The sequence below is a fragment of the Lactiplantibacillus sp. B652 genome (assembly GCF_023806745.1).
Taxonomy (GTDB): domain Bacteria; phylum Bacillota; class Bacilli; order Lactobacillales; family Lactobacillaceae; genus Lactiplantibacillus; species Lactiplantibacillus pentosus.
The window spans coordinates 175,168-195,531 of the sequence record NZ_JAMSKY010000002.1 but is presented as its reverse complement, the minus strand read 5'-3'; the positions used below and the strand labels follow the sequence as shown (position 1 = coordinate 195,531).

Below are 20,364 nucleotides of genomic sequence, written 5' to 3'. Positions count from 1 at the left end.
ACGGGTGTCACCGATTGAAAGCACCCCGACGACCAAGATTAATGAATTCACTCTCCGAGCTGAAATTGGGCGTTTGTGAAAACAAATAATTTTCCGGTATCCCGACCGTTATGACGGGTATGAGTGTGTGTCGCTTCGGCGATGCAAACAAGGGTGGTACCGCGATGACCTCGTCCCTTTTTTTGGGATGGGGTCTTTTTTTTGTCCACAACGTGATTATAAATTGGAGGTAGCATATGAGTTTACAAGATCGATTAACCGAATTACGCGATCAAGGCTTGGCCGATATTAAATCAGCTGATGTTTTGAAGAAGGTTAACCAAGTTAAAGTTGATTTGCTTGGGAAAAAAGGACCAATTACGGAAGTTTTGCGTGGGATGCGCGACTTGAGTCCAGAAGAACGGCCTAAGGTTGGGGCCTACGCCAACCAAGTTCGTGACCGTCTGCAAGCTGCAATTGACGAACGCCGAGAAGAACTTGAACAAGCAGCAGTCAATAAACAATTGGCCGCTGAAAAGTTGGATGTGACCTTGCCAGGTCGTGAAGTCCCACAAGGACAACCACACGTGATTACGCAAATTATCACCCAATTGGAAGACCTGTTCATGGGAATGGGTTACCAAATCGTTGATGGTGATGAAGTTGAAGAGGATTACTATAACTTCGAACGCTTGAATTTACCAAAGGACCATCCCGCACGTGATATGCAGGATACCTTTTACATTACCAAGGACGTGCTCTTGCGGACGCAAACTTCTGCGGACCAACCACGTTCACTTGAAAATCATGATTTCTCAAAGGGCCCATTAAAAGTGCTCTCACCAGGCCGCGTTTATCGGCGTGACACGGATGATGCGACCCATTCCCATCAATTCCATCAGATTGAAGGGTTAGTAGTCGATAAGCATATCACGATGGCTGACTTGAAAGGTACCTTGATTTTAGTTGCCAAAACGTTGTTTGGTGACCAGTTTGATGTACGGCTTCGGCCAAGCTTCTTCCCATTCACGGAACCGTCCGTTGAAGCTGATGTGACCTGCTTCAACTGTAACGGCAAGGGCTGTGCCATCTGTAAGCAAACGGGTTGGATCGAAGTCTTAGGCGCAGGGATGGTGCATCCCCACGTGTTAGAAATGTCTGGGATTGATCCTGAAGAATACGGTGGCTTTGCCTTTGGTCTCGGACCAGACCGGTTTGCAATGCTGAAGTACGGTGTTGACGATATCCGCAATTTCTATCTCAATGATGTGCGGTTCTTGTCACAGTTCTATAAGAAAGGTTAGGCGTTCACATGAGAATTTCTACGACATGGTTACGCGATTATTTGAAGCTGGACATTCCAGTCGATGAATTAGCAGAAAAAATTGAACGGACGGCCGTTGAAGTTGACGGTGTAATTCGTCCGAGCGAAGGCTTGAAAAAAGTCGTGGTGGGGCATGTATTGACGTGTGAACCCCATCCAGACTCCGACCACCTGCACGTTTGTCAGGTTGACGTCGGTGAAGACGACCCCTTGCAAATCGTCTGTGGTGCACCCAACGTCGCTGCGGGTGAGAAGGTCATCGTTGCTTTACCTAATTCTTGGATCGGTGGCCACACCAAGATCAAGAAGAGCAAGATGCGCGGGGTACCGTCAAACGGGATGTTGTGCGCGTTAGACGAATTAGGCTTTGATGAAAAATTAGTGCCTAAGGAAGTCGCAGATGGTATCTTTATTTTGCCAGCTGATGCCACACCGGGTGAACCAGTCTTCTCATACCTGGGAATGGACGATGAGATCATCGATATGTCAGTGACGCCTAATCGCGGTGACATGCTGAGTATGAACGGGACGGCCCATGAACTGGCAGCGATTTATGACCAACAACCAACGATGCCAACGGTCGACTTGCATGAAGACACGGCTCATCCTGCCGCAGACGCATTGCAGGTTCGTGTTGATGCGGATGAACATGACGTGCCAATGTATAAGATGCGTCTGATTCAAAATGTGACGATCAAACCAAGTCCATTATGGCTCCAGATTCGCATCTGGAATGCTGGTATGCGGCCAATCAACAACGTGGTCGATGCCACTAACTACATTTTGATGCAATACGGTCAACCCTTACATGCATTTGATTTTGACCAATTAAACAACGGTCACATCAACGTGCGGTTAGCCAAAGCCGGGGAGCATTTGACGACCCTCGACGGCGAAGACCGCGAATTGTTGCCAACTGATTTGTTGATTTGTAGTGACGACCAACCGATCTGTTTGGCAGGGACGATGGGTGGCTTGGATACCGAAGTAACGGATCAAACTACGACGATCGCCCTTGAAGGGGCCGTGTTTGATGCAGTTAAGATTCGTAAAACTGCGCATAACCACGACTTGCATAGTGAAGCCTCGATGCGGTATGAACGCGGCATTGACCACGGTATGACTGCGACGGCCTTGGATGCCGCCGCTGCGATGATTGCTGAATTGGGCGACGGAACGGTTGCTAGTGGCATGGTGATTGGACGCGATGAAGACGTTCAACCTGAAACGGTCAAAATTGATTTGGCACGTATTAACCATGTTTTAGGTACTGAGTTGTCCCTCGAAACGGTTGCTGACATCTTCAAACGCCTCGATTTCCCAACGACCGTGGACGGCGAGACCTTCACAGTGACGATTCCTTCACGGCGGTGGGATATTCATATTCCAGCTGACTTGATTGAAGAAGTCGCTCGGCTTTATGGTTATGATAACTTGCCAGCCACCTTACCAACTGGTCAACCAACGATTGGTAAACTCAATGAGACTCAACAAGTGATTCGGGATTCACGCAAGTTAATGGAAAGTGCCGGCTTGACGCAAGCCATCAGTTATTCACTGACGACTGAAACCAAAGCGCGTGCCTTTGCGTTACATGCTAGTGATGTGACCAAGCTGGACTTCCCAATGAGTTCAGAACGTACGACGCTGCGGTTGAGCCTGGTTTCTGGCTTGTTAGATGACTTAGCTTACAACAATGCTCGTAAAGAACATAATGTGGCGTTATACGAAGAAGGACGCGTCTTCTACAGCCAACCTGAGGAAGTCCGGCCTAAGGAAATTGAACACATTGCGGGTGCCATTACTGGTTCGATGGTTCAAAAGAGTTGGGGCGTGGCCGAACAGCCCGTTGATTTCTTCCAAATTAAAGGTATCGTGGCAGGCTACTTGAAGTCATTAGCCTTACAAGATGCTGTGAGTTACGTCGCAACGACTGACCATCCAGAGATGCACCCTGGTCGGACCGCTGACATCTATGTTGGTGATCAATTGGTTGGGTTCGTTGGCGAAGTTCACCCAACGACGGCTAAGGCTTACAAGATTCGTGAAACGTACGTCTTTGAATTGGATTTGACGGCGCTGATTGCCTTACCAAAGGCGCGGCAACAATATCAACCAATTTCGAAGTTCCCAAGTATCACGCGTGACGTGGCGATGTTGATCGATGATGATGTCACCAACGCTGCGGTAGTTGCCTTGATCAACAAGAAGGGCGGCGCACACTTGCGGCAAGTACAGCTGTTTGATGTTTATCATGGCAGCCACGTACCAGCGGGCAAGAAGTCGTTGGCCTACACGTTGACGTATCAAGACCAGAATGCCACTTTGGTCGATGATGACGTCACGACTGCTTTTGAAAAAGTGCTGAATGCACTGACAGATGAACTCGGTGCCGAGATTCGTTAGTTAGCTGCTCAAGCGATGAAACGCCGAATGATTTAAGGTCATTCGGCGTTTCGTGATTCAGGAGAACGTCTTCTGCTGGCTAAGTTGGCATGAAGGGGCCGTCACCTAATATTCAATGGTTAATTGTACCTAAATAGGTGGCTGTTCATTTGCCATTCGACCGGCTTCCCGACTGGAGGGGGTGGCTGACAATGCTCAGTAGCCAAATTATTCTTAGTCGGAAGTGGGCTACTTTCGGCTTACGTTCCAGCAATTGTCAGCCAGCCCCGGAGGTCGGAATAGAACGACGCGCTTGGCTGACAAACAGTAATTCGGCTAAATGGCACCTTTCAATCATCGTTAATACCCAATAATAACGAGCACAACACAGGTGCAGAACCTAAAAAAATATAAAACTAGTCGCGAACTAGTGCAAACTGGGCGTCAGTTTTGTATAATTGATAGGATTAATCAATAAATGGAGGGGCGAGTCTTGAATAACAACCAGGATAACCAGGATCAAAAAGATCAAAATGATCAACAGGATCATGGGGTAAGTGAGCCAAATCGTGTCGATCAAAAAGAACGTAAAAAGTTCTCCAAGCGCGTTATTGGTGGTGTCGTTGGTATCTTAATCGCGTTGTTAGTCATTATCGGGGTGCTGGGTTACCGGTATTTTGATAATGCAACGCAACCTTACAATAGCAAGGATAATCGGGTCGTCCAAGTTGATATCCCGTACGGCGCAAGTAGTAAGAAGATTGCCGATATCCTCCAGCGTGACAAAGTGATCAAGAGTGGCTTTGTGTTTGAATATTGGACCAAAGCGCATAACTTGTCGAACTTCCACGCCGGCTATTATCAGTTGAAGCCATCAATGTCGCTGTCGCAAATTGCGAAGGCACTGAACAAGGGTGGCTCATCTGAACCACTGCAAAGTTCCAGCGGTAAGGTCTTAATTGTCGAAGGTAGTCAGATTAAGACGATTGCCAAGACGGTTCAGAAGCAAACTGACTTCACGTCGGCAGAATTTTTGGCCTTGATGAAGAATGAAACATTCATCAAATCATTGGCTAAGAAATATCCGCAACTGTTGGGCTCAGCGATGAGTGCTAAAAAAGTACGTTATCGCCTTGAAGGCTACTTGTTCCCTGCAACTTACGTGGTGGGTAAGAAGACCACGTTGAAGCAGTTAGTCACCCAAATGGTTTCTAAGACTAATGACGAGCTAGAACCATACTATGCGAAGATCAAGAAGTCGAAGATGTCCGTGCAAGAAGTGATGACGTTAGCTTCATTGGTTGAGCGTGAAGGTAGTACGACGAAGGATCGCCGTTTGATTGCGGGTGTCTTCTTGAATCGATTAGCCGCTAAATGGCGACTTGATTCAGATATTTCCGTGTTCTATGCGATTAATTCTAACAAGTCGACGTTAACGAACAAGGACTTGCAAAATGATTCACCGTATAACTTGCGACTACACTTGGGTTACGGTCCTGGACCATTCAACAGTCCAAGCTTGACTTCAATCAAGGCTGTGCTTGATCCTGCGCAACGTAGCAAGGGTTACATGTACTTTGTCGCTGATTTGAAGACCGGTGACGTCTACTACGCGAAGACCGCAGCTGGGCATGCAGCAAATATCAAAAAGGTTTCGAAACACAACGAAGCCGCTGAAAACTAAGAATGAGGCGACACTTAAATGACGGAAAATAAACATCGCCGCCCCGTAGTCATCGGGGTAACGGGTGGTTCAGGTAGTGGCAAAACGACGGTTAGTAACGCAATCTACAATCAATTATCTGGTCAATCATTGCTGATTTTACAGCAAGATTCATACTACAATGACCAGAGTGAGATGACGATGGCCGAGCGCCACGCTGTCAACTACGACCATCCCTTGGCCTTTGACACTGATTTGATGATTAAGCAAATCAAACAGTTACTAGACTATCAACCGATTGAAAAGCCGGTTTATGATTATGAACAATACACGCGGAGCGCGAAGACGATTCATCAAGAACCGCGTGATGTGATTATCGTGGAAGGCGTGCTGATTTTAGATGACCAACGTCTCCGTGATTTGATGGATATTAAGGTGTTCGTTGATACCGACGATGATATTCGAATCATTCGTCGGATCCAGCGCGATATTAAGGAACGTGGCCGAACCCTTGATTCAGTCATCAATCAGTATCTAGCAACGGTCAAACCAATGTATCATCAGTTTGTGGAGCCAACTAAGCGTTACGCAGACTTAATTGTCCCTGAAGGCGGGGAAAATGAAGTCGCGATTGACTTGCTGACGACTAAGGTCCGTTCTATTTTATAAAAATAACGTCTAAACCAGCACCATTTCGAATTTTAACGTTTACATTTAAAATTCGAAATGGTAGGCTGGTTTTTGATAACTATATTTTCTATTCGAGGAGTGAAACACATTGGCTGAAGAAAAAACATATCCAATGACAGAAGAAGGGAAGGTCAAGCTTGAAAAGGAGCTTGAAGACCTTCGGATTAACCAACGTCCAGAAATTATCAACCGGATCAAGATTGCTCGGAGTTACGGCGACTTATCCGAAAATTCTGAATACGAATCTGCTAAGAATGAACAGAGTTTGTTAGAAAACCGGATCAAGACGGTTGAACACATGCTTCAATACGCTGAAATCATTGATAGCGATAAGATTGATGAAACTGAAGTCTCAGTTGGTAAGATTGTGACTTTCAAAGAATTACCGGATGAAGAACCAGAATCATATACCATCGTGGGTGCCGCTGAAGCAGACCCAATGGTGGGTAAGATTTCAAACGACTCACCAATTGCCAAGGGTCTAATTGGTCACCACGTCGATGAAGAAGTGGCCATCAATATCCCTGCTGGTACGATGACGGTCAAGATTTTAAAAGTTGAAAACGCGTAATTAATGCGTAAAATTCCCAGTGCAAGCCAATGATTGGCGGGCACTGGGAATTTTTTGACTCGGGAACCAAAAGATCAGAATAAGCGGCTAACAGTTATTCTGGTCGCATATGAATGAAGCGTTAGTGACGAAACGACCGCCTAGCACAGATAAGTCTGTACGAGGCGGTCGTAATTGTAGAATAATGCTCTGGACAGTTTGTCGGGATACTTGGTACATGCAACTTACTCAAAATAGCGGGGGCGAAAATTAGTTGGCAATCGCAATATGTTGTTGCATTAAGGTTTTTGCCAACTGAAATTCTGCATCAGTTCGATTGAATCACTGAAGAATCAGTTACTAATTGTCGGTTTTAACCCCCAAAAGCAACTAACATAGCCTCATTGAAAATTGTTCGAGCACGTATCAGTTAGCTTGATTAATGTTGTCTCTAACGCCTACCAGTAGGACCTCACGTGTGCTAGCTAGCGAACGTAAGCCCAACGTTTTAATCAGGAAACCAGATCAATGAACGAGCTAGATATAAATAATCCGTAATTCACCCAGCGAGACGCTTCCATTGATTGTCACACCTGGCCCAGCTGTTAAGGGGGTACCTTCAGTGGAGACGTGGCCCATTGAATTGCTGATAGATTCTTGGACTTGCCAAGTTTTTGGTAGGTAGAGTTCCAAACTCCCTAGTGAGACATCGACTGAAATTGTGGCTTGGTTGTCTTGGATATTGACATCATCGAAGTAGACTTTGGCACCCGCCATTGAGACGTTTAAGGTTGCTGACTTGAAATGCTCGCTGTGAATGTAGCGGATACTGTTGCCCAGCGAGATATCCAGATTGACGTGGTCGTCATTGATGGTCCCGACGTTCTCTTCGGTGTCTCGATGATGCTCATGATGGTGATAATGGCTACGATGATAACGATAGTACCGGGGACGAATCAACATGCTGAGCCCAATACTAAGCAGGAGGGCGGCGCCTAGAATCGTCCAAGGCACTAACCGTGTAATGCCCAGTGGCGGGGCATAGATGATGGCGAGAAACGCCACTGAGAAGACGATTCCGGACATGTTTAAGTATCGTAAACTACTTCCTAAGCAGGCGACCAGAATCAAGGTGAAGAAGACGGTCAACAGGCTGAGATGATAACTGAACAGGCCCAGTTGGCTGGTGATTAGAATCACCGCACTTGCAATCAGGAAGATCGGCCAAAACCAATTTTTTCGCATTTATAACAGTCCTTTCTGTTCAAGCCGATACTTCAGAGGGGAATAGTATCGACGTGAGGCATACAATTGTTTGGGAGAATCGTGAAACGCAATCAGGTTGCCAGTCAACGTTTTCGTTAGGGCATAAACTTGGTGGGTGTTCACGATGGCGGATTTTGAGACTCGCATGAATTCGCTGGGCAATTTGTCACCAACCGCAGTTAGGGAGTGGTTGACGCGGTAGACACCGGTACGCGTATGCGCCGCGACCTGGTGACCCGTGGCTTCGATAAATAGGATGTCGGTGACTGGCAGTTGAATTAACTGACCACGTTGTGAAACGGTTAACGTAACCACCGCCGAGACTAGATTTTCTAATGCCGCCACCAACGCATCAGAATCAGGATAGTCATCAGGAATTTCTAACGTGATCCTGGGCACGTCGATTTCTGAGTTCTGGATAAGATGCACCTTCATGGGTTTCACCTCCTTGAGTAATCTAAGTACACCACAAACCTTACGTGCTGTAAATCAGAATTCCCCCAGTGGTCATTTTGTCGGCGCAAGTGGTTTTTACCTTGCTCACTGACTGTCAATGTTGCGTTTTGTCGCTAAAACGGGCACAATGATTGTAAACGATTCCAATAATGAGGTGGCAAATATGAAAATAACGATTACGGATGCAGCAAGCAAGTGGTTTCATGATGACATGGGTGTGACGACTGGAAACGGGGTCCGCTTCTATGGCAAAACTTATGGCAAAACGGCGGTTCACAGTGGCTTCTCCATTGGTATCATGCGCGACGACGAACCTCACCAACCGATTGCGATGACCGAAAAAGACGGTGTCAACTACTATGTCAATGACCGTGACGAGTGGTTCTTTACGGGCTATGATCTAACCGTCGACTTTGACGAAGCAAACGATGGTCCGAAATACGAATACACCCCTAACAATGAATAGGACACTTGAAACGGCTAATGACGATTCATATCGTACCAGGTAAATTTGACCTGAATCATGATTAAATCATGCCAGTTGGTGGATTCCTGTTCGTCAGCCGATGCGTGCCCTAGTCCGACTTCCGGGGCCGGCTGACAACGCTGGAACAGGGCGGACATCGATTTGAACTCACGCAGAAACCCACTGCGCAATTTCAAATTCGAGTCTTCTTCTAGCCCGGGAAATTCGCCCGGACAAGAAGAATTTCGCCCTTGAGCATTGTCAGCCGGCCCCTACAGTCGGAAACCCGCTCGAATGGCGGATAAACGGCCACCTATTTGGGTGCAATTGACCACTTAATATTAGGCGGCTTGTCCTTCCAGAAAGCTCTTAATCGGTATCGATGATGATTTATGGCATTTAGTTACTGAGAAGATTATCTGAATATTATTCGCCCATCGCAAGATTACAAATTTCAATGTTAACTAGTGTTGAAATTTGTAGATAAAATGACCTTCGTTTAGAATTCGAGACTTTCCTATCTCAGGTGACTAGAGAAAATTCTGACAATTTCAGTGAAACTGCGTGTCCGAAGTATTAAATAATGGTTTAGGAAGCTGAGCAATCGGTAGAACCCATTCTGATTGTTGAATGTCAAAATGCCTGTCTACTGAGAACCAACGACCATGTCATCAAAAGTTGGGTCCACACATGTCTGCCTTTCGAATACCATCCCGGCTGGAAGGTGTTTCTGACAATGCTAAGCGTTTTTCAGAGTGTGAGGTTCAGACGGGTTGGGACTGAGGATTAGCCTAGCTAGAGCGTTAAGCGGTGAACTTCCGCTTGGCGTTCTGGCGTAGCTAACCGGAAGTCCCAGTTTGACCCGAGCACGTTTCATCCATACTGCAGCTAACGTGAAAGACCAGCATTTAAGACGTGGTTTATCGGCTTAAATCTGTGTCCTCCACGTTCCAGCGTTGTCAGAAATGCCTGTAAGCCGGTGTAGGACGCATCCACCACGGAAAGTTTACGGTAACTCGCACCGTTTTCAGCGGTCTATAGCTGGCAGCACTTGAACTTAGGAAATAGCATGATTTAATATAATTCAGTACGCAAAAAAATCAGTGCAGTCAGAATCTAAAAAAATTCTGACTGCACTGATTTTTAATAACTAACTAATTTGCGTGGTTGCGACGACGGCGGCGAATAACGAACCAGCCGATCGTGCCAATTGCGCTAACACCGGTGATGATGCTCCCGGTGACTAGGAACGGTGGTCGATACGTGAGTGTCACGGTGTGCTTGCCTTTGCTGAGCGGTACCGCGACGAACGTGTTGATGACCTTCTTAGTGGCAACGGACTTGCCATCAACGGTCGCGTGCCAGCCTTTAGAATACGGAATCGTCGTCATCAAGACTTGGTGGTTGTGCTTGATATTAATGGTCCCAGTAATCTTGCGGTTAGAGTGAGCGCTGATGTTCCACGGTGCTTGCTGGAGCTTCTTGGCCGAAGTCTTAAATTGCGAGTTGTCCAACTTGTAAAGCGTAAAGTTTTGTAACCAGAGGGAGGTCTTCTTCATTTGAATCCCAAAGGTGACCGTTTTGCCTTTACTATTTGAAGCGACATTGACCGCAATCGTATGACGGTAGGTCGGATATTGCTTGAGTTCCTTACCGTTGATGTAGAAACTAGCATTCGACGTTGTTAAGTTTGCGCCCAACGTGATGTAGTAAGAATCATTGGTCGTTGGGGTGAACTTGAAGTAAATGGAACCGGTCTTGCTGAGATTTTCTTTATTCAAAACGGCACCAGTCAGTGTCGTGACCTTTTTAACGTTTTGGAAAACGACTTCGTTAAAGTTTTCAGCACTGATCAGGCTGCTCGTCGAACGGTTAGCGAGCGTTTGGTAAATGAGCTCTTGTCGGGCAATCGGATCACCAGTCGTCTTGGAGACTTTTAGTTTGGTAATCTTATCAGAAGCCGCAAATCCTAAGCCTAACGCATACGGATTCTTGTAAGTCGTGACTTTGCTGGTGCTGAGCTTATTGGATTTCTGATAGTTCGTCAAATCCTTCTTGGTGCTCGTCACCGGAATATAGCTTCGATAGTTCGTATTGTCATTTTGCGACGTGGGAACCTTCTTATCCATGAAGTATTGCATGTCTAAGAGTGAATCGGTAATCATGGTACCGTTTGTGTAGGCGACGACGCCATCACCATCTGGTTGACCGATTGAGCCAAAGAAATTCGGAATGATGCTTTCAAACGTCGAACTGAAATGGTCAGCGCCATTATAAGCTGCTTGCATCGGATCATCCTTGGTCCGTGTAAAGGTCTTGCCAATTCGGTAAAAGCCCTTGCCGTTTGCTTTGATTTTATTAACGGCGTTATCTAAAGCCGTCGTATACTTGCCAAATTCTGATTGTGAGACGTACGAAATATTATTCAATGACGCCACAACGTTGATCGACATGTCCGTCGCAACCAGGATGAGCGCGACAATTTGGTAAATCAGACGCCGCTGTTTAGGCAGCGTCAAGAAGATCAACGTAAGCGCAGCTAAGGCAATCGTAATCAAGAGGTTGGCTTGCGTGACGTACGACACTTTCTTGATGTTTAAATAGACGGTCGTAAACAGCCCAACGGTCAAGGCCAGCATCGTGAGCGCTTGCCAGAGCTTGATCGTAATCTTGTCGGCCATTGCTTGAGCACCGAGCCAGACAATCCAGAAACAGAAGACAAATGAGAAGCGGTACGGATACCAGACTGGAAATTGATCTGCGTGCCACAGCAAGTCTAATGGTTCGTAGCAGAATGACAATAGAATAAAGCCAGTGACTAATAGGGCGCTCAGCTTAACGGTCCACTTGAATCGGCGGCGTAAGAAGAACAGAATAAACGCAAAAATTGCAAACCAGGCAACGTAGAAGTTCGGTTGACCCGAAGGCATCTGGTCAAAGTTAAACGTCCCAGTCACAAACTTCGCTAGCATCTTCCAGGGCGCATATTCTAATTTCCAATGAATCTTTGTTTCATTATATTGGGCTTTACTTTGAATCAACGCCCAGAAGGTTGGTAGTAGCAACCATGCGGAGAGCGCAGCTGCCAGTAAGCCACCCCAAGCAAACTTAAGGGCGTGTTTGATCATCGTTTTGAAGTCTTGCCAGTACTTAGTTGCGCCATACAACCAGTACAAACAACTAAACAAGACGACCATGTAACCCATATAGTAGTTGTCAATCAGCATCACCGCGAGCCAACCCGCAAAGTAGCGGACCTTGCCCGTTGTGAATAGGCGTTCCAACCCTAAAATAACCAGTGGTAGAATTGCAACGGTATCCAACCAGATCATGTTTAATTGGTTGGCAACCATCCAACCCATTAAGGCGTAGGCGGTACTGAAAGTTGGCACCAACCAGCCCTTTTGCGTGTGGGTCTTCGTCAATAGCCAGGCAAAGGAGAGTCCGGCAAAACCATACTTTAAGACCGTTACGATAAAAATACCGGTGGTGATTGATTGACCAGGGAAGAATAAATAGATTAAATTAAAGGGACTCATTAAGTAGTAAGCCCAGACCCCGACCATTTCACCACCAATGGTTTTGGAGAACGAATAGAATAGCGCACTTGGATCGTGCAGGAGCGTATGTCGGAAATAGGCGAATAGGTCCACGTATTGCTGACCCAAGTCGACCGTCAACAAACTGCTTGATCCAAATGGGGCCATGTGCCGGTAGATAAAGTAACCGGTCATAATCAGTAAGGGTAACCAAAAACTGATCCATAGCGGCCACGTCCGCTTATCAAAAAAACGCCGAAGTTTCACAAATTGCCACCTCAATCTCTAATAATTCATCGCCGCGCAGAAAAATAATCAAAAAAACATTAAAATCCGCAATATCGGCTGAAATTTTTATGTCTATCGTTTAGAATAACATAAGTGTGGTATTTATCTAGGATTGCTAGTATCATCTGGTAAATTTTTGCGAAATGTTTACCAAATTAAGAATGGGAGCGCCTGAGAATTGAAATTTTTTAAGAAAATTACCATAAATCGTGATCCCAACAAGTCGCATATTCCATTTCGGCTGAACTTCTTGTTCTTCATTGTCTTCTTGTTGTTTGCCGCGTTGATTGCACAGTTAGCTTACTTACAAGTGGACTACGGTCAGAAATTCCGTAGTACTGTGAACTCGGCCAATAACACGACTGCGACGGGCAAGGTTCAACGGGGATCGATTTATGATTCGACCGGACGGGTCTTAGTGGGTAACAAGTCCCACCAAGCGATTCAATATACGAAGGGGCTGTCAGTTGCGTCAACCAAAATGTACGAGGTTGCCAATAAGTTAGGTGAATACCTAACCATTTCAACTTCGACCATGACGGATCGTAACTTGGCTGACTATTACTTAGCGGGGGCTGCCAACTTAAAGGCAGTGTCTAAGAAGGTCAAAACATCTACCGATGATGATGTCTTGTATGCCCGAGAAGTGGCCTACACGGAGAAGCATATCGTTCAAAATATGACGGATGCACAAAAGAATGCGGCGGCCATCTATTATAAGATGAATTCCGCCTATTCATTGTCGACGGTCAATATCAAGTCGACTGGCGTTACGAGTACCGAGCTCGCTGAGATTGGTGAACATCAATCAGAGATGCCTGGTATCAAGGTCGGAACCAGTTGGACTCGGAGTTATCCGAACGGAACCGACTTGAGTAGTGTGCTGGGAACAGTCACGACTGAAAAGCAAGGGTTGCCTAGTGACAACATCAAGACCTTGCTTGCTGAGGGTTATTCACGGGATGATTCCGTGGGTCAAAGTCAGTTGGAAAAGCAGTATGAAAATGTGCTGAGTGGGACCAAGTCACAGACCGAGGTCAAAACTCAGGATGGGGTCATCCAAAAAGAAATCAAGAAGTATGGTGGTAAAAAAGGTGACAACATTCAGCTGACGGTTAACTCGAAGTTCCAAAAGAAGGTCCAACAGATTATTATGTCGGAAGCCAAAACGGTGGGTTCAGCTAATGCCTATTCACCAGGGGCATACGCCGTCGTGATGAATCCGTCGACCGGGGCGATCTATGCCTTGGCGGGTGCCAGCCGGAACTTATCGACTGGGAAGGTTACTGAAAATGCCTTAGGAACCATCAACCAATCCTTTGTTATGGGGTCGGTTGTCAAGGGGGCCACTGTCATGGGGGCCTTGCAAGATGGCGTAATTACGCCAACTAACAGTACCTTGACTGATACGCCAATCAAGTTAGCTGGGACTGCTTCTAAGAGTTCTTGGTTCAACAAGACTGGGAGCGCAAGTATTTCGTTGAATGCTTCGACCGCGATGGAAGTTTCTTCTAACTCCTACATGATGCAATTAGCCATGAAGGAAGGAAACTTCAATTATTCTTCTGGTAAGGCCTTGACGATGTCCAATTCAGTCTTTTCCAAGCTTCGTGGCTACTTCAACGAGTTCGGTCTCGGTGTCAAGACTGGGATTGATTTGCCTGGTGAAGCCACTGGTTATGAAGGTTCCTCTGCACAGAAAGATATTGGTAAAGCGTTAGACTTGTCCTATGGGAACTATGACTCTTACACGACGATCCAATTAGCACAATACATCGCAACGATGGCTAATGGTGGTCGGCGAATTGCTCCCCATATCGTGTCTGCAATTACGGGAACCAAGGCCAATGGGTCACAAGGGGCCGTAAAGACCAACGTGAAGCCACGGGTCTTAAATACGATCGACGTGCCATCATCATACTTTGATGTTGTGCATACCGGTTATTGGGACGTGGTTCATGGGACTAGTACTTACAAGACGGGGAGCGCACTTGAGAACTTATCACCTGCCGTTGCCGCCAAGTCTGGGACTGCCGAAACTTATCATGGGACGACGTCGACTGAAACACTGAGTTTAGTAACGTATGCACCATATAAGAATCCGAAGGTCGTCATCGCGATTGCCTTTCCTGGAATCACTGCAACTAATGGGGCATATAACACCACGACTGCAACCCAAATTTATAAAGCGTTCTGGAAGTATTACAACAAATAATCACTGATTTTTGATACCAGTATCTTAATTGATACTGGTATTTTTTAGTCATTAATGGTATAGTAGTTCAAGTTAAGGGTTCCGGCCCTGTAATATGCGAATGAGTTTGGAGGGTCAACAACATGCGGGTACACATTACACTTGAATGTACAGAATGCCATGAACGCAACTACTTATCTTCAAAGAACCGCCGGAACAATCCGGACCGGGTTGAATTTAAGAAGTATTGTCCACGGGAACACAAAGTGACATTACATCGTGAAACAAAATAACAACGGGGACTCCTGTTGTTTTTTCTGTAACATTGTCATCAGACAATGGGTTTCTCATTTGTTGGCAACTGCCAAATTGAATTTTCAATTTGACATGTTAATGAATGAGATTTTTTTATACCAATGAATTTACGGAGGTGACTGACGTGGAGAAGCGCGCATTTCGCAAACAGCAGTTACAACGATTGAGCCAGCTTTCAGATTCAGCTCGTCAGCAGCAGAATCTGGCCTTACAACGACAATTGTTTGCTCATTCAGCCTGGCAAGCGGCACAGGTCGTCGCCATCACGCTTAGTGGCGACATCGAAGTCGCGACGCAGCCGTTAATCGAGCGTGCCTGGGCGGAGGGAAAGACGGTCGTGATCCCTAAGACGTTACCCCATCGGCAGATGGCCTTTTACCCATACACGTCGACGACCAAGCTTACACGCACGAGTTTTGGCTTATTAGAGCCAGTCGATGGTCAGCCAATCGCTAAATCAGCGATTGATTTGATCCTAGTACCCGGTTTGGGCTACAGTCGTGATCGACATGCTCGCATCGGCTTTGGCGGTGGCTATTATGACCGCTACCTGGCGGACTATGCTGGTACCAAGTTGACGTTGGCATATAACGAAATGGCCTTCGAACACGCCGAGTGGCCAGTGGATGACTATGATATTTTACTAGACGAGCTCTTGGTAGCAGGGGATGGACAAAATGACAAGAATTAGACGATGGTGGCAAATGGAGCCTGCAATCACCCAGATTATTTTAGGGATTACGGTCGCAGTCTTCCTAATCGAATGGCTGATGGGTGATGGTGCCACACTAGTCTTTAACGCCATCGGTGCGAAGAATAACCAGGCAATCGCAGCCGGTCAGTGGTGGCGGTTCATCACGCCGATGTTCTTACATATGGGGCTGACACACATCGCGTTAAACGGTGTTGTCATCTACTTTATGGGGATGCAGATTGAAGCGATGTACGGTCACTGGCGGATGCTGGCACTTTATATGCTCGGCGGCATCAGTGGTAACATCATGAGCTTTGCGTTATCGACCAACCAATCTGTCGGGGCTAGTACGGCATGTTTTGCCTTATTTGGCGCTTTCCTGACGATTGGTGAATCTTTCTGGGAGAATCCCGTGATTCGACAGTTGACCAATCAGTTCCTATTGCTGACCATTTTAAACTTGGTCTTTGATATGTTCTCGAATGGCATCGATATTTGGGGCCACGTGGGCGGCCTTGCAGGTGGCTTTTTACTCGGCTACGTCCTCGGAGTGCCACGGATCGGGAAGATTGCGCCGCTCAAACGAATCGTCGCTGGCGTGGTGTTAGTCGTTGGCTGGCTCGCACTACTAAAAATGGGTTTTACAAATGTTAATTTAACTGTATAATTAATCGAGGATATGCACATGAAAACACTTTACGACGTCCAACAATTACTTAAAAAATTTGGCGTGTACGTGTACGTGGGCAAACGTATTTGGGACATCGAACTAATGGCCATCGAGATTGATCATCTTTATCAGGCCGGTGTGATCGACCCGAAGCTGTATGCCCGCGTCAAACTCGTATTGAGTCATGAGCACCGGATAGAAGCAGAACGCGCCCGTGAAGACACGGCGCAGGACTAATGGAGGGATTTAGCAGCATGGATCGTAAGTTAATCGGAGTCGACCTTGGTGGGACGACAACTAAGTTTGCTATTTTAACGGAAAATGGCGATATTCAACAAAAGTGGAGTATTGAAACCACGATTTTGGATGAAGGTTCACACATCGTGCCGAACATCATCGATTCAATCAACCACCACATCGATTTATACAAGATGGACCGCTCACAATTTATCGGTATCGGGATGGGAACACCCGGAACGGTCGACTTGGAAAAGGGAACGGTTATTGGTGCCTACAACTTGAACTGGAAGACTTTACAACCAGTTAAGGAACAGATTGAAAAGGGAACTGGTATCAAGTTCACTTTAGACAATGACGCCAACGTGGCTGCTTTAGGTGAACGCTGGAAGGGCGCTGGCGAAAATGGTAGCGACGTGGTCTTCGTGACGCTCGGTACTGGTGTTGGTGGCGGAATCATCGCTGATGGCCGTTTACTTCACGGGATTGCCGGTGGCGCTGGTGAAATCGGCCACGTGACCGTTGAACCAAATGGTTACATGTGTACTTGTGGTAAGAAGGGTTGTCTCGAACAATACGCTTCTGCGACTGGTGTTGTCCACGTTGCGCGTGACATGGCTGAAGAATTCTCTGGTGACTCTAAGTTGAAGCAACTCTTAGATAACGGTGAGGAAATCAGTTCTAAAATCACCTTTGACTTAGCCAAGGAAGGCGACGTCTTAGCTAAGCGGGTCGTTGACCGTGTTTCATATTACTTAGGATTGGCCTTAGCCAATGTTGGTAACACGATGAACCCATCTTCAATTATCATTGGTGGTGGCGTTTCAGCTGCCGGTGACTTCTTGTTGAACCAAGTGGTTGATTACTTCAAGCAATTCACTTTCCCAACTATCCGTGATACGACCATCTTGAAGTTGGCCGTTTTAGGTAACGATGCTGGTGTGATTGGCGCTGGTTCATTAGCACAACGGTTTATTTAAGCTAAATATCTGGTTAAAAAAGAAGCCCTGAACATATCGTCAGTGGCTTCTTTTTTTGAAACTAGTCAGGATCACTGCGCTAATTTCTGATTTGATCGTGTCGCGCTGAAGGAACATGGCTGCAGTTCGACCAGTGATGCGAGCTGCGTGAAAAACGGAGGTGGTTACCAATGGCAAATTTATTATTATCTTCACGTGCATTTTGTAATCAGGCCATAACGGATGCTTTTTTAGCTCTAGTCAAGCCGAATGCGACGATTGTGATTATCGTCAATTCCGTTACAGAAGGAAAACGCCATCCCCAGATGCAAGCTTTACAACGAACGATCCAGCAACTCGGATTTGAACACGTGACGCTGTTAGATGTGTTGACGGATGATTTGGCGACATTGGAGACGGCGGATGCAATTGTTTTGAATGGTGGCTACGAATTTTTATTGCTAAGCAATTTACGCAAGATGAACCTGCTGACGCGATTCAGGCAGTTAGCACTTGCTGGTAAACCATTTTATGGCATTAGTGCCGGTGCCATTCTGTTGGGCCCGGATCTGGACTTGTATACGCAACTGTATCCAGAAGATAATATGGAACAGCTGACGCACGCGCCGGCCATCAATGCGACCCCAATTCGCATTTACCCGCATTATGACGCTCATTGTCAACTTAATCCTAATTTACCAAGTTTAATTACGGACTGGGAACGGCAGACTGGGTCGCACGTGACGCGGTTGACGAATGATCAGGGATTGCGGATTCGTGGTACAGAAGTCCAGCTCATTCAGCCGGCATCGAAATGAGTTCGACTACAGACTGTTGAGCAATAAAGATCATCCAAACGCGCTAGTTATTAAGGTCAAAAGTAGCCAATGCGTAACGCGTTGTGTTAGTTGTTTTTTAGTGGCGCGATGATTAAATCACACCAATTGTTTAGCTCACTGTTTGTCAGCCGGTGCGCGCCTTAGTCCGAATTCTGGAGCTGACTGACAATAGCTGGAACATAGCCGAGCATCGATTTGAACTCACGCCGAAACTCATGGCGTAATTCGTAATATCGCAGTAGTCAGTTACGCGTTGTGATAGTTATTCTTTAGCCCTAAAGATGGTTAAATCATGCCAAATTGGCGTCCGGTTCGTCAGCCGATGGACGTCTTAGTCCGACTTCCGGGGCCGGCTGACAATTGCTGGAGCGCAGCCGACATCGATTTGAACTCACTCAGAAAATCACTGCGCAATTTCAAATACGAGTCTTATTCTAAGCCGAAAGAAAAACACTTCCGACTAAGAATAATTTGGCTACTGAGCATTGTCAGTCGGCCCCTCCGGTCGGGAAGCCGTTCGAATGGCAGATGAACGGCCACCTATCTGGGTACAATTGACCGCTGAACGTTAAGTGGTTGGTCCTTTAGGTAAATTTCAATCGGTATCGATGATGATTTATGGCATTTGAGTACTGAGAGGATTACCTGAATATTTTTCAAAAATCCCAATGGACACTAGTCTTGAATTTAGTCCCCGAATTTAGTCAATAAACTCACCTGTGCATACAATTCTGGGACTTTTCTATCTCAGGCGACTAGAGAAAAATCTCACATTTTCAGTGAGGACGCGTGTTCGGAGCATTAAATCATGGGTCAGGAAGCTTGGTTATTGTTAGAACTAGTCTGACAGTTGAATGTCAAAATGGCTTTGTACCGTGAAAACAACGACTAATCAAAAAAAGGTTGGGTTCACACATGTCTGCCTTTCGAATAGGGTCCCGGCTGGAAGGTATTCTGGGCAAGGCTAAGTGGTGAAATTTCACTTAGCAAGCGTTTTTGGCTTGGTTAGTGAAAGACCAGTATTTAAGACGTGGGTTGTCGGCTTAAATCTGTGTCCACCACGCTCCGGCCATTGCCCAGAATGCCTGGAGGCCGGCCTAGGACGTCTCCACAACAGCAAGTTTACGCTAAGTCGCACTTTTTCCAGCGGGTCTCAGCTGGCAGTTCTTGAACTTATAAAATGGCATGATCTAACCATGAATCATGACAAATTAACTAGCACAATGCGTAGTCAGTTTAATCGTTCCGACCAGAGGACCGTTGTGCCTACCAGTAGAACAAAGCACTGTACGAAATGATTGGTAACGGTTTAATCAATGCATTTCCCACTTACCCCTAGTAAAAGTAAGCGGTTTTGTGTAAAATAGGTAAGTGGAAATTAGGAGGGATAACGTGGTTTTAGGTGCAGTAAGCGGTCTGACTTATGTTAACATTGTGTTAGTTATCATAATTGCAGCCTACTTTATTTATGAGTTATATAGTTATATTCGGCGCCGGCAAGTTTCAACGATGCTGGACGAAGCTGAATTTCAAGCTGGGATGCGGAAGGCTCAAGTCATTGATTTGCGTGAGAAGAAAGATTTCGATGCCGGTCATATCTTGGGTGCCCGTAACATTCCATTCAATAGTTTGAAGGTCCGGATGGGCGAGCTTCGTAAGGACATGCCAATCTACGTTTATGACCAGACCCACACGTTAAGCACACGGGCAGTGGTAACTTTAGCTAAAAACGGTTATTCACAGCTATACATTTTAAAACCCGGATATGCACGTTGGGAAGGCAAGACGAAAAAAGCGAAGTATTAAAAAATGGCGGCTAGAACAACAACTTGTTCAGCCACCATTTTTTA

General features: G+C 46.2%; 17 protein-coding genes and 1 other annotated feature (1 of these 18 only partly in view). Of the genes, 14 read left to right on the top strand and 3 right to left on the bottom strand.

Annotated features, from left to right (window positions below; genetic code table 11):
* Positions 1 to 181, top strand: a binding site (T-box leader); it begins 46 nt to the left of the window's first position.
* Positions 182 to 236: 55 nt separating this feature from the next.
* From MZO40_RS03670 to greA, 5 genes are all read left to right on the top strand, one after another.
* Complete coding sequence (locus MZO40_RS03670; protein WP_003638563.1) at positions 237 to 1,283, top strand: phenylalanine--tRNA ligase subunit alpha; 1,047 nt, start codon at positions 237 to 239, stop codon at positions 1,281 to 1,283.
* An 8-nt stretch (positions 1,284 to 1,291) separates the two neighbouring features.
* Positions 1,292 to 3,709, top strand: coding sequence for a phenylalanine--tRNA ligase subunit beta (gene pheT / locus MZO40_RS03665; RefSeq protein WP_088769620.1), 2,418 nt, complete (start codon positions 1,292 to 1,294; stop codon positions 3,707 to 3,709).
* A 457-nt stretch (positions 3,710 to 4,166) separates the two neighbouring features.
* Complete coding sequence (gene mltG, locus MZO40_RS03660) at positions 4,167 to 5,372, top strand: endolytic transglycosylase MltG (protein ID WP_082230245.1); 1,206 nt, start codon at positions 4,167 to 4,169, stop codon at positions 5,370 to 5,372.
* An 18-nt stretch (positions 5,373 to 5,390) separates the two neighbouring features.
* A complete protein-coding gene (gene udk, locus MZO40_RS03655; protein WP_003638566.1) occupies positions 5,391 to 6,020 on the top strand; it encodes a uridine kinase in 630 nt (209 codons plus the stop codon).
* Positions 6,021 to 6,129: 109 nt separating this feature from the next.
* Positions 6,130 to 6,612: a transcription elongation factor GreA gene (greA, locus tag MZO40_RS03650; protein WP_003638567.1), complete on the top strand. Its 483-nt coding sequence runs from the start codon at positions 6,130 to 6,132 to the stop codon at positions 6,610 to 6,612.
* A gap of 516 nt (positions 6,613 to 7,128) precedes the next feature.
* Here the strand turns inward: greA and MZO40_RS03645 are convergent.
* Entirely contained in the window at positions 7,129 to 7,836 is a 708-nt protein-coding gene (locus MZO40_RS03645; RefSeq protein WP_252133105.1) for a LiaF transmembrane domain-containing protein, read from the bottom strand.
* Positions 7,837 to 8,292 carry a LytTR family DNA-binding domain-containing protein gene (locus MZO40_RS03640; protein WP_105961838.1) on the bottom strand — a complete coding sequence of 152 codons (456 nt, stop codon included), beginning with the start codon at positions 8,290 to 8,292 and terminating at the stop codon, positions 7,837 to 7,839.
* Positions 8,293 to 8,476: 184 nt separating this feature from the next.
* Here MZO40_RS03640 and MZO40_RS03635 point away from each other — a divergent pair, with 184 nt between their 5' ends.
* On the top strand, positions 8,477 to 8,779 hold the full coding sequence (locus MZO40_RS03635) for a HesB/YadR/YfhF family protein (RefSeq protein ID WP_105920902.1): 303 nt from the start codon (positions 8,477 to 8,479) through the stop codon (positions 8,777 to 8,779).
* A 1,154-nt stretch (positions 8,780 to 9,933) separates the two neighbouring features.
* On the opposite strand, the gene MZO40_RS03630 is transcribed toward MZO40_RS03635, so the two are convergent.
* Complete coding sequence (locus tag MZO40_RS03630) at positions 9,934 to 12,585, bottom strand: YfhO family protein (protein WP_105920903.1); 2,652 nt, start codon at positions 12,583 to 12,585, stop codon at positions 9,934 to 9,936.
* Between the two features lie 199 nt (positions 12,586 to 12,784).
* Between MZO40_RS03630 and MZO40_RS03625 the strand changes: the two genes are divergently transcribed.
* The 8 genes from MZO40_RS03625 to MZO40_RS03590 all read left to right on the top strand — a co-directional run bounded on the left by MZO40_RS03625 (position 12,785) and on the right by MZO40_RS03590 (position 20,320).
* Positions 12,785 to 14,821 carry a penicillin-binding protein 2 gene (locus MZO40_RS03625; RefSeq protein WP_105920904.1) on the top strand — a complete coding sequence of 679 codons (2,037 nt, stop codon included), beginning with the start codon at positions 12,785 to 12,787 and terminating at the stop codon, positions 14,819 to 14,821.
* Positions 14,822 to 14,943: 122 nt separating this feature from the next.
* Entirely contained in the window at positions 14,944 to 15,093 is a 150-nt protein-coding gene (rpmG, locus tag MZO40_RS03620; protein WP_003638573.1) for a 50S ribosomal protein L33, read from the top strand.
* A gap of 146 nt (positions 15,094 to 15,239) precedes the next feature.
* Positions 15,240 to 15,806, top strand: a complete 567-nt coding sequence (locus MZO40_RS03615; protein WP_252133104.1) for a 5-formyltetrahydrofolate cyclo-ligase — start codon at positions 15,240 to 15,242, stop codon at positions 15,804 to 15,806.
* A complete protein-coding gene (locus MZO40_RS03610; protein ID WP_065674693.1) occupies positions 15,793 to 16,476 on the top strand; it encodes a rhomboid family intramembrane serine protease in 684 nt (227 codons plus the stop codon). Before MZO40_RS03615 ends, MZO40_RS03610 begins: the two co-directional genes overlap by 14 nt.
* Before the next feature lie 18 nt (positions 16,477 to 16,494).
* Positions 16,495 to 16,716, top strand: a complete 222-nt coding sequence (locus MZO40_RS03605) for a YqgQ family protein (protein WP_003638576.1) — start codon at positions 16,495 to 16,497, stop codon at positions 16,714 to 16,716.
* A 17-nt stretch (positions 16,717 to 16,733) separates the two neighbouring features.
* Complete coding sequence (locus MZO40_RS03600) at positions 16,734 to 17,696, top strand: ROK family glucokinase (protein ID WP_003638577.1); 963 nt, start codon at positions 16,734 to 16,736, stop codon at positions 17,694 to 17,696.
* A 170-nt stretch (positions 17,697 to 17,866) separates the two neighbouring features.
* Positions 17,867 to 18,493, top strand: a complete 627-nt coding sequence (locus MZO40_RS03595) for a Type 1 glutamine amidotransferase-like domain-containing protein (RefSeq protein ID WP_105961836.1) — start codon at positions 17,867 to 17,869, stop codon at positions 18,491 to 18,493.
* A gap of 1,413 nt (positions 18,494 to 19,906) precedes the next feature.
* The gene (locus MZO40_RS03590; protein WP_003638578.1) at positions 19,907 to 20,320 is read left to right on the top strand and encodes a rhodanese-like domain-containing protein; all 414 of its coding nucleotides are present in this window, start codon (positions 19,907 to 19,909) and stop codon (positions 20,318 to 20,320) included.
* Positions 20,321 to 20,364: the final 44 nt, after the last annotated feature.

What these genes read in the sequence shown, in the direction of transcription:
- MZO40_RS03670 (WP_003638563.1), top strand. Translation starts at nt 237, where the DNA reads ATGAGTTTACAAGATCGATTAACCGAATTACGCGATCAAGGCTTGGCC.
- pheT (WP_088769620.1), top strand. Translation starts at nt 1,292, where the DNA reads ATGAGAATTTCTACGACATGGTTACGCGATTATTTGAAGCTGGACATT.
- mltG (WP_082230245.1), top strand. Translation starts at nt 4,167, where the DNA reads ATGGAGGGGCGAGTCTTGAATAACAACCAGGATAACCAGGATCAAAAA.
- udk (WP_003638566.1), top strand. Translation starts at nt 5,391, where the DNA reads ATGACGGAAAATAAACATCGCCGCCCCGTAGTCATCGGGGTAACGGGT.
- MZO40_RS03645 (WP_252133105.1), bottom strand. Translation starts at nt 7,836, where the DNA reads ATGCGAAAAAATTGGTTTTGGCCGATCTTCCTGATTGCAAGTGCGGTG.
- MZO40_RS03640 (WP_105961838.1), bottom strand. Translation starts at nt 8,292, where the DNA reads ATGAAGGTGCATCTTATCCAGAACTCAGAAATCGACGTGCCCAGGATC.
- MZO40_RS03635 (WP_105920902.1), top strand. Translation starts at nt 8,477, where the DNA reads ATGAAAATAACGATTACGGATGCAGCAAGCAAGTGGTTTCATGATGAC.
- rpmG (WP_003638573.1), top strand. Translation starts at nt 14,944, where the DNA reads ATGCGGGTACACATTACACTTGAATGTACAGAATGCCATGAACGCAAC.
- MZO40_RS03610 (WP_065674693.1), top strand. Translation starts at nt 15,793, where the DNA reads ATGACAAGAATTAGACGATGGTGGCAAATGGAGCCTGCAATCACCCAG.
- MZO40_RS03605 (WP_003638576.1), top strand. Translation starts at nt 16,495, where the DNA reads ATGAAAACACTTTACGACGTCCAACAATTACTTAAAAAATTTGGCGTG.
- MZO40_RS03600 (WP_003638577.1), top strand. Translation starts at nt 16,734, where the DNA reads ATGGATCGTAAGTTAATCGGAGTCGACCTTGGTGGGACGACAACTAAG.
- MZO40_RS03595 (WP_105961836.1), top strand. Translation starts at nt 17,867, where the DNA reads ATGGCAAATTTATTATTATCTTCACGTGCATTTTGTAATCAGGCCATA.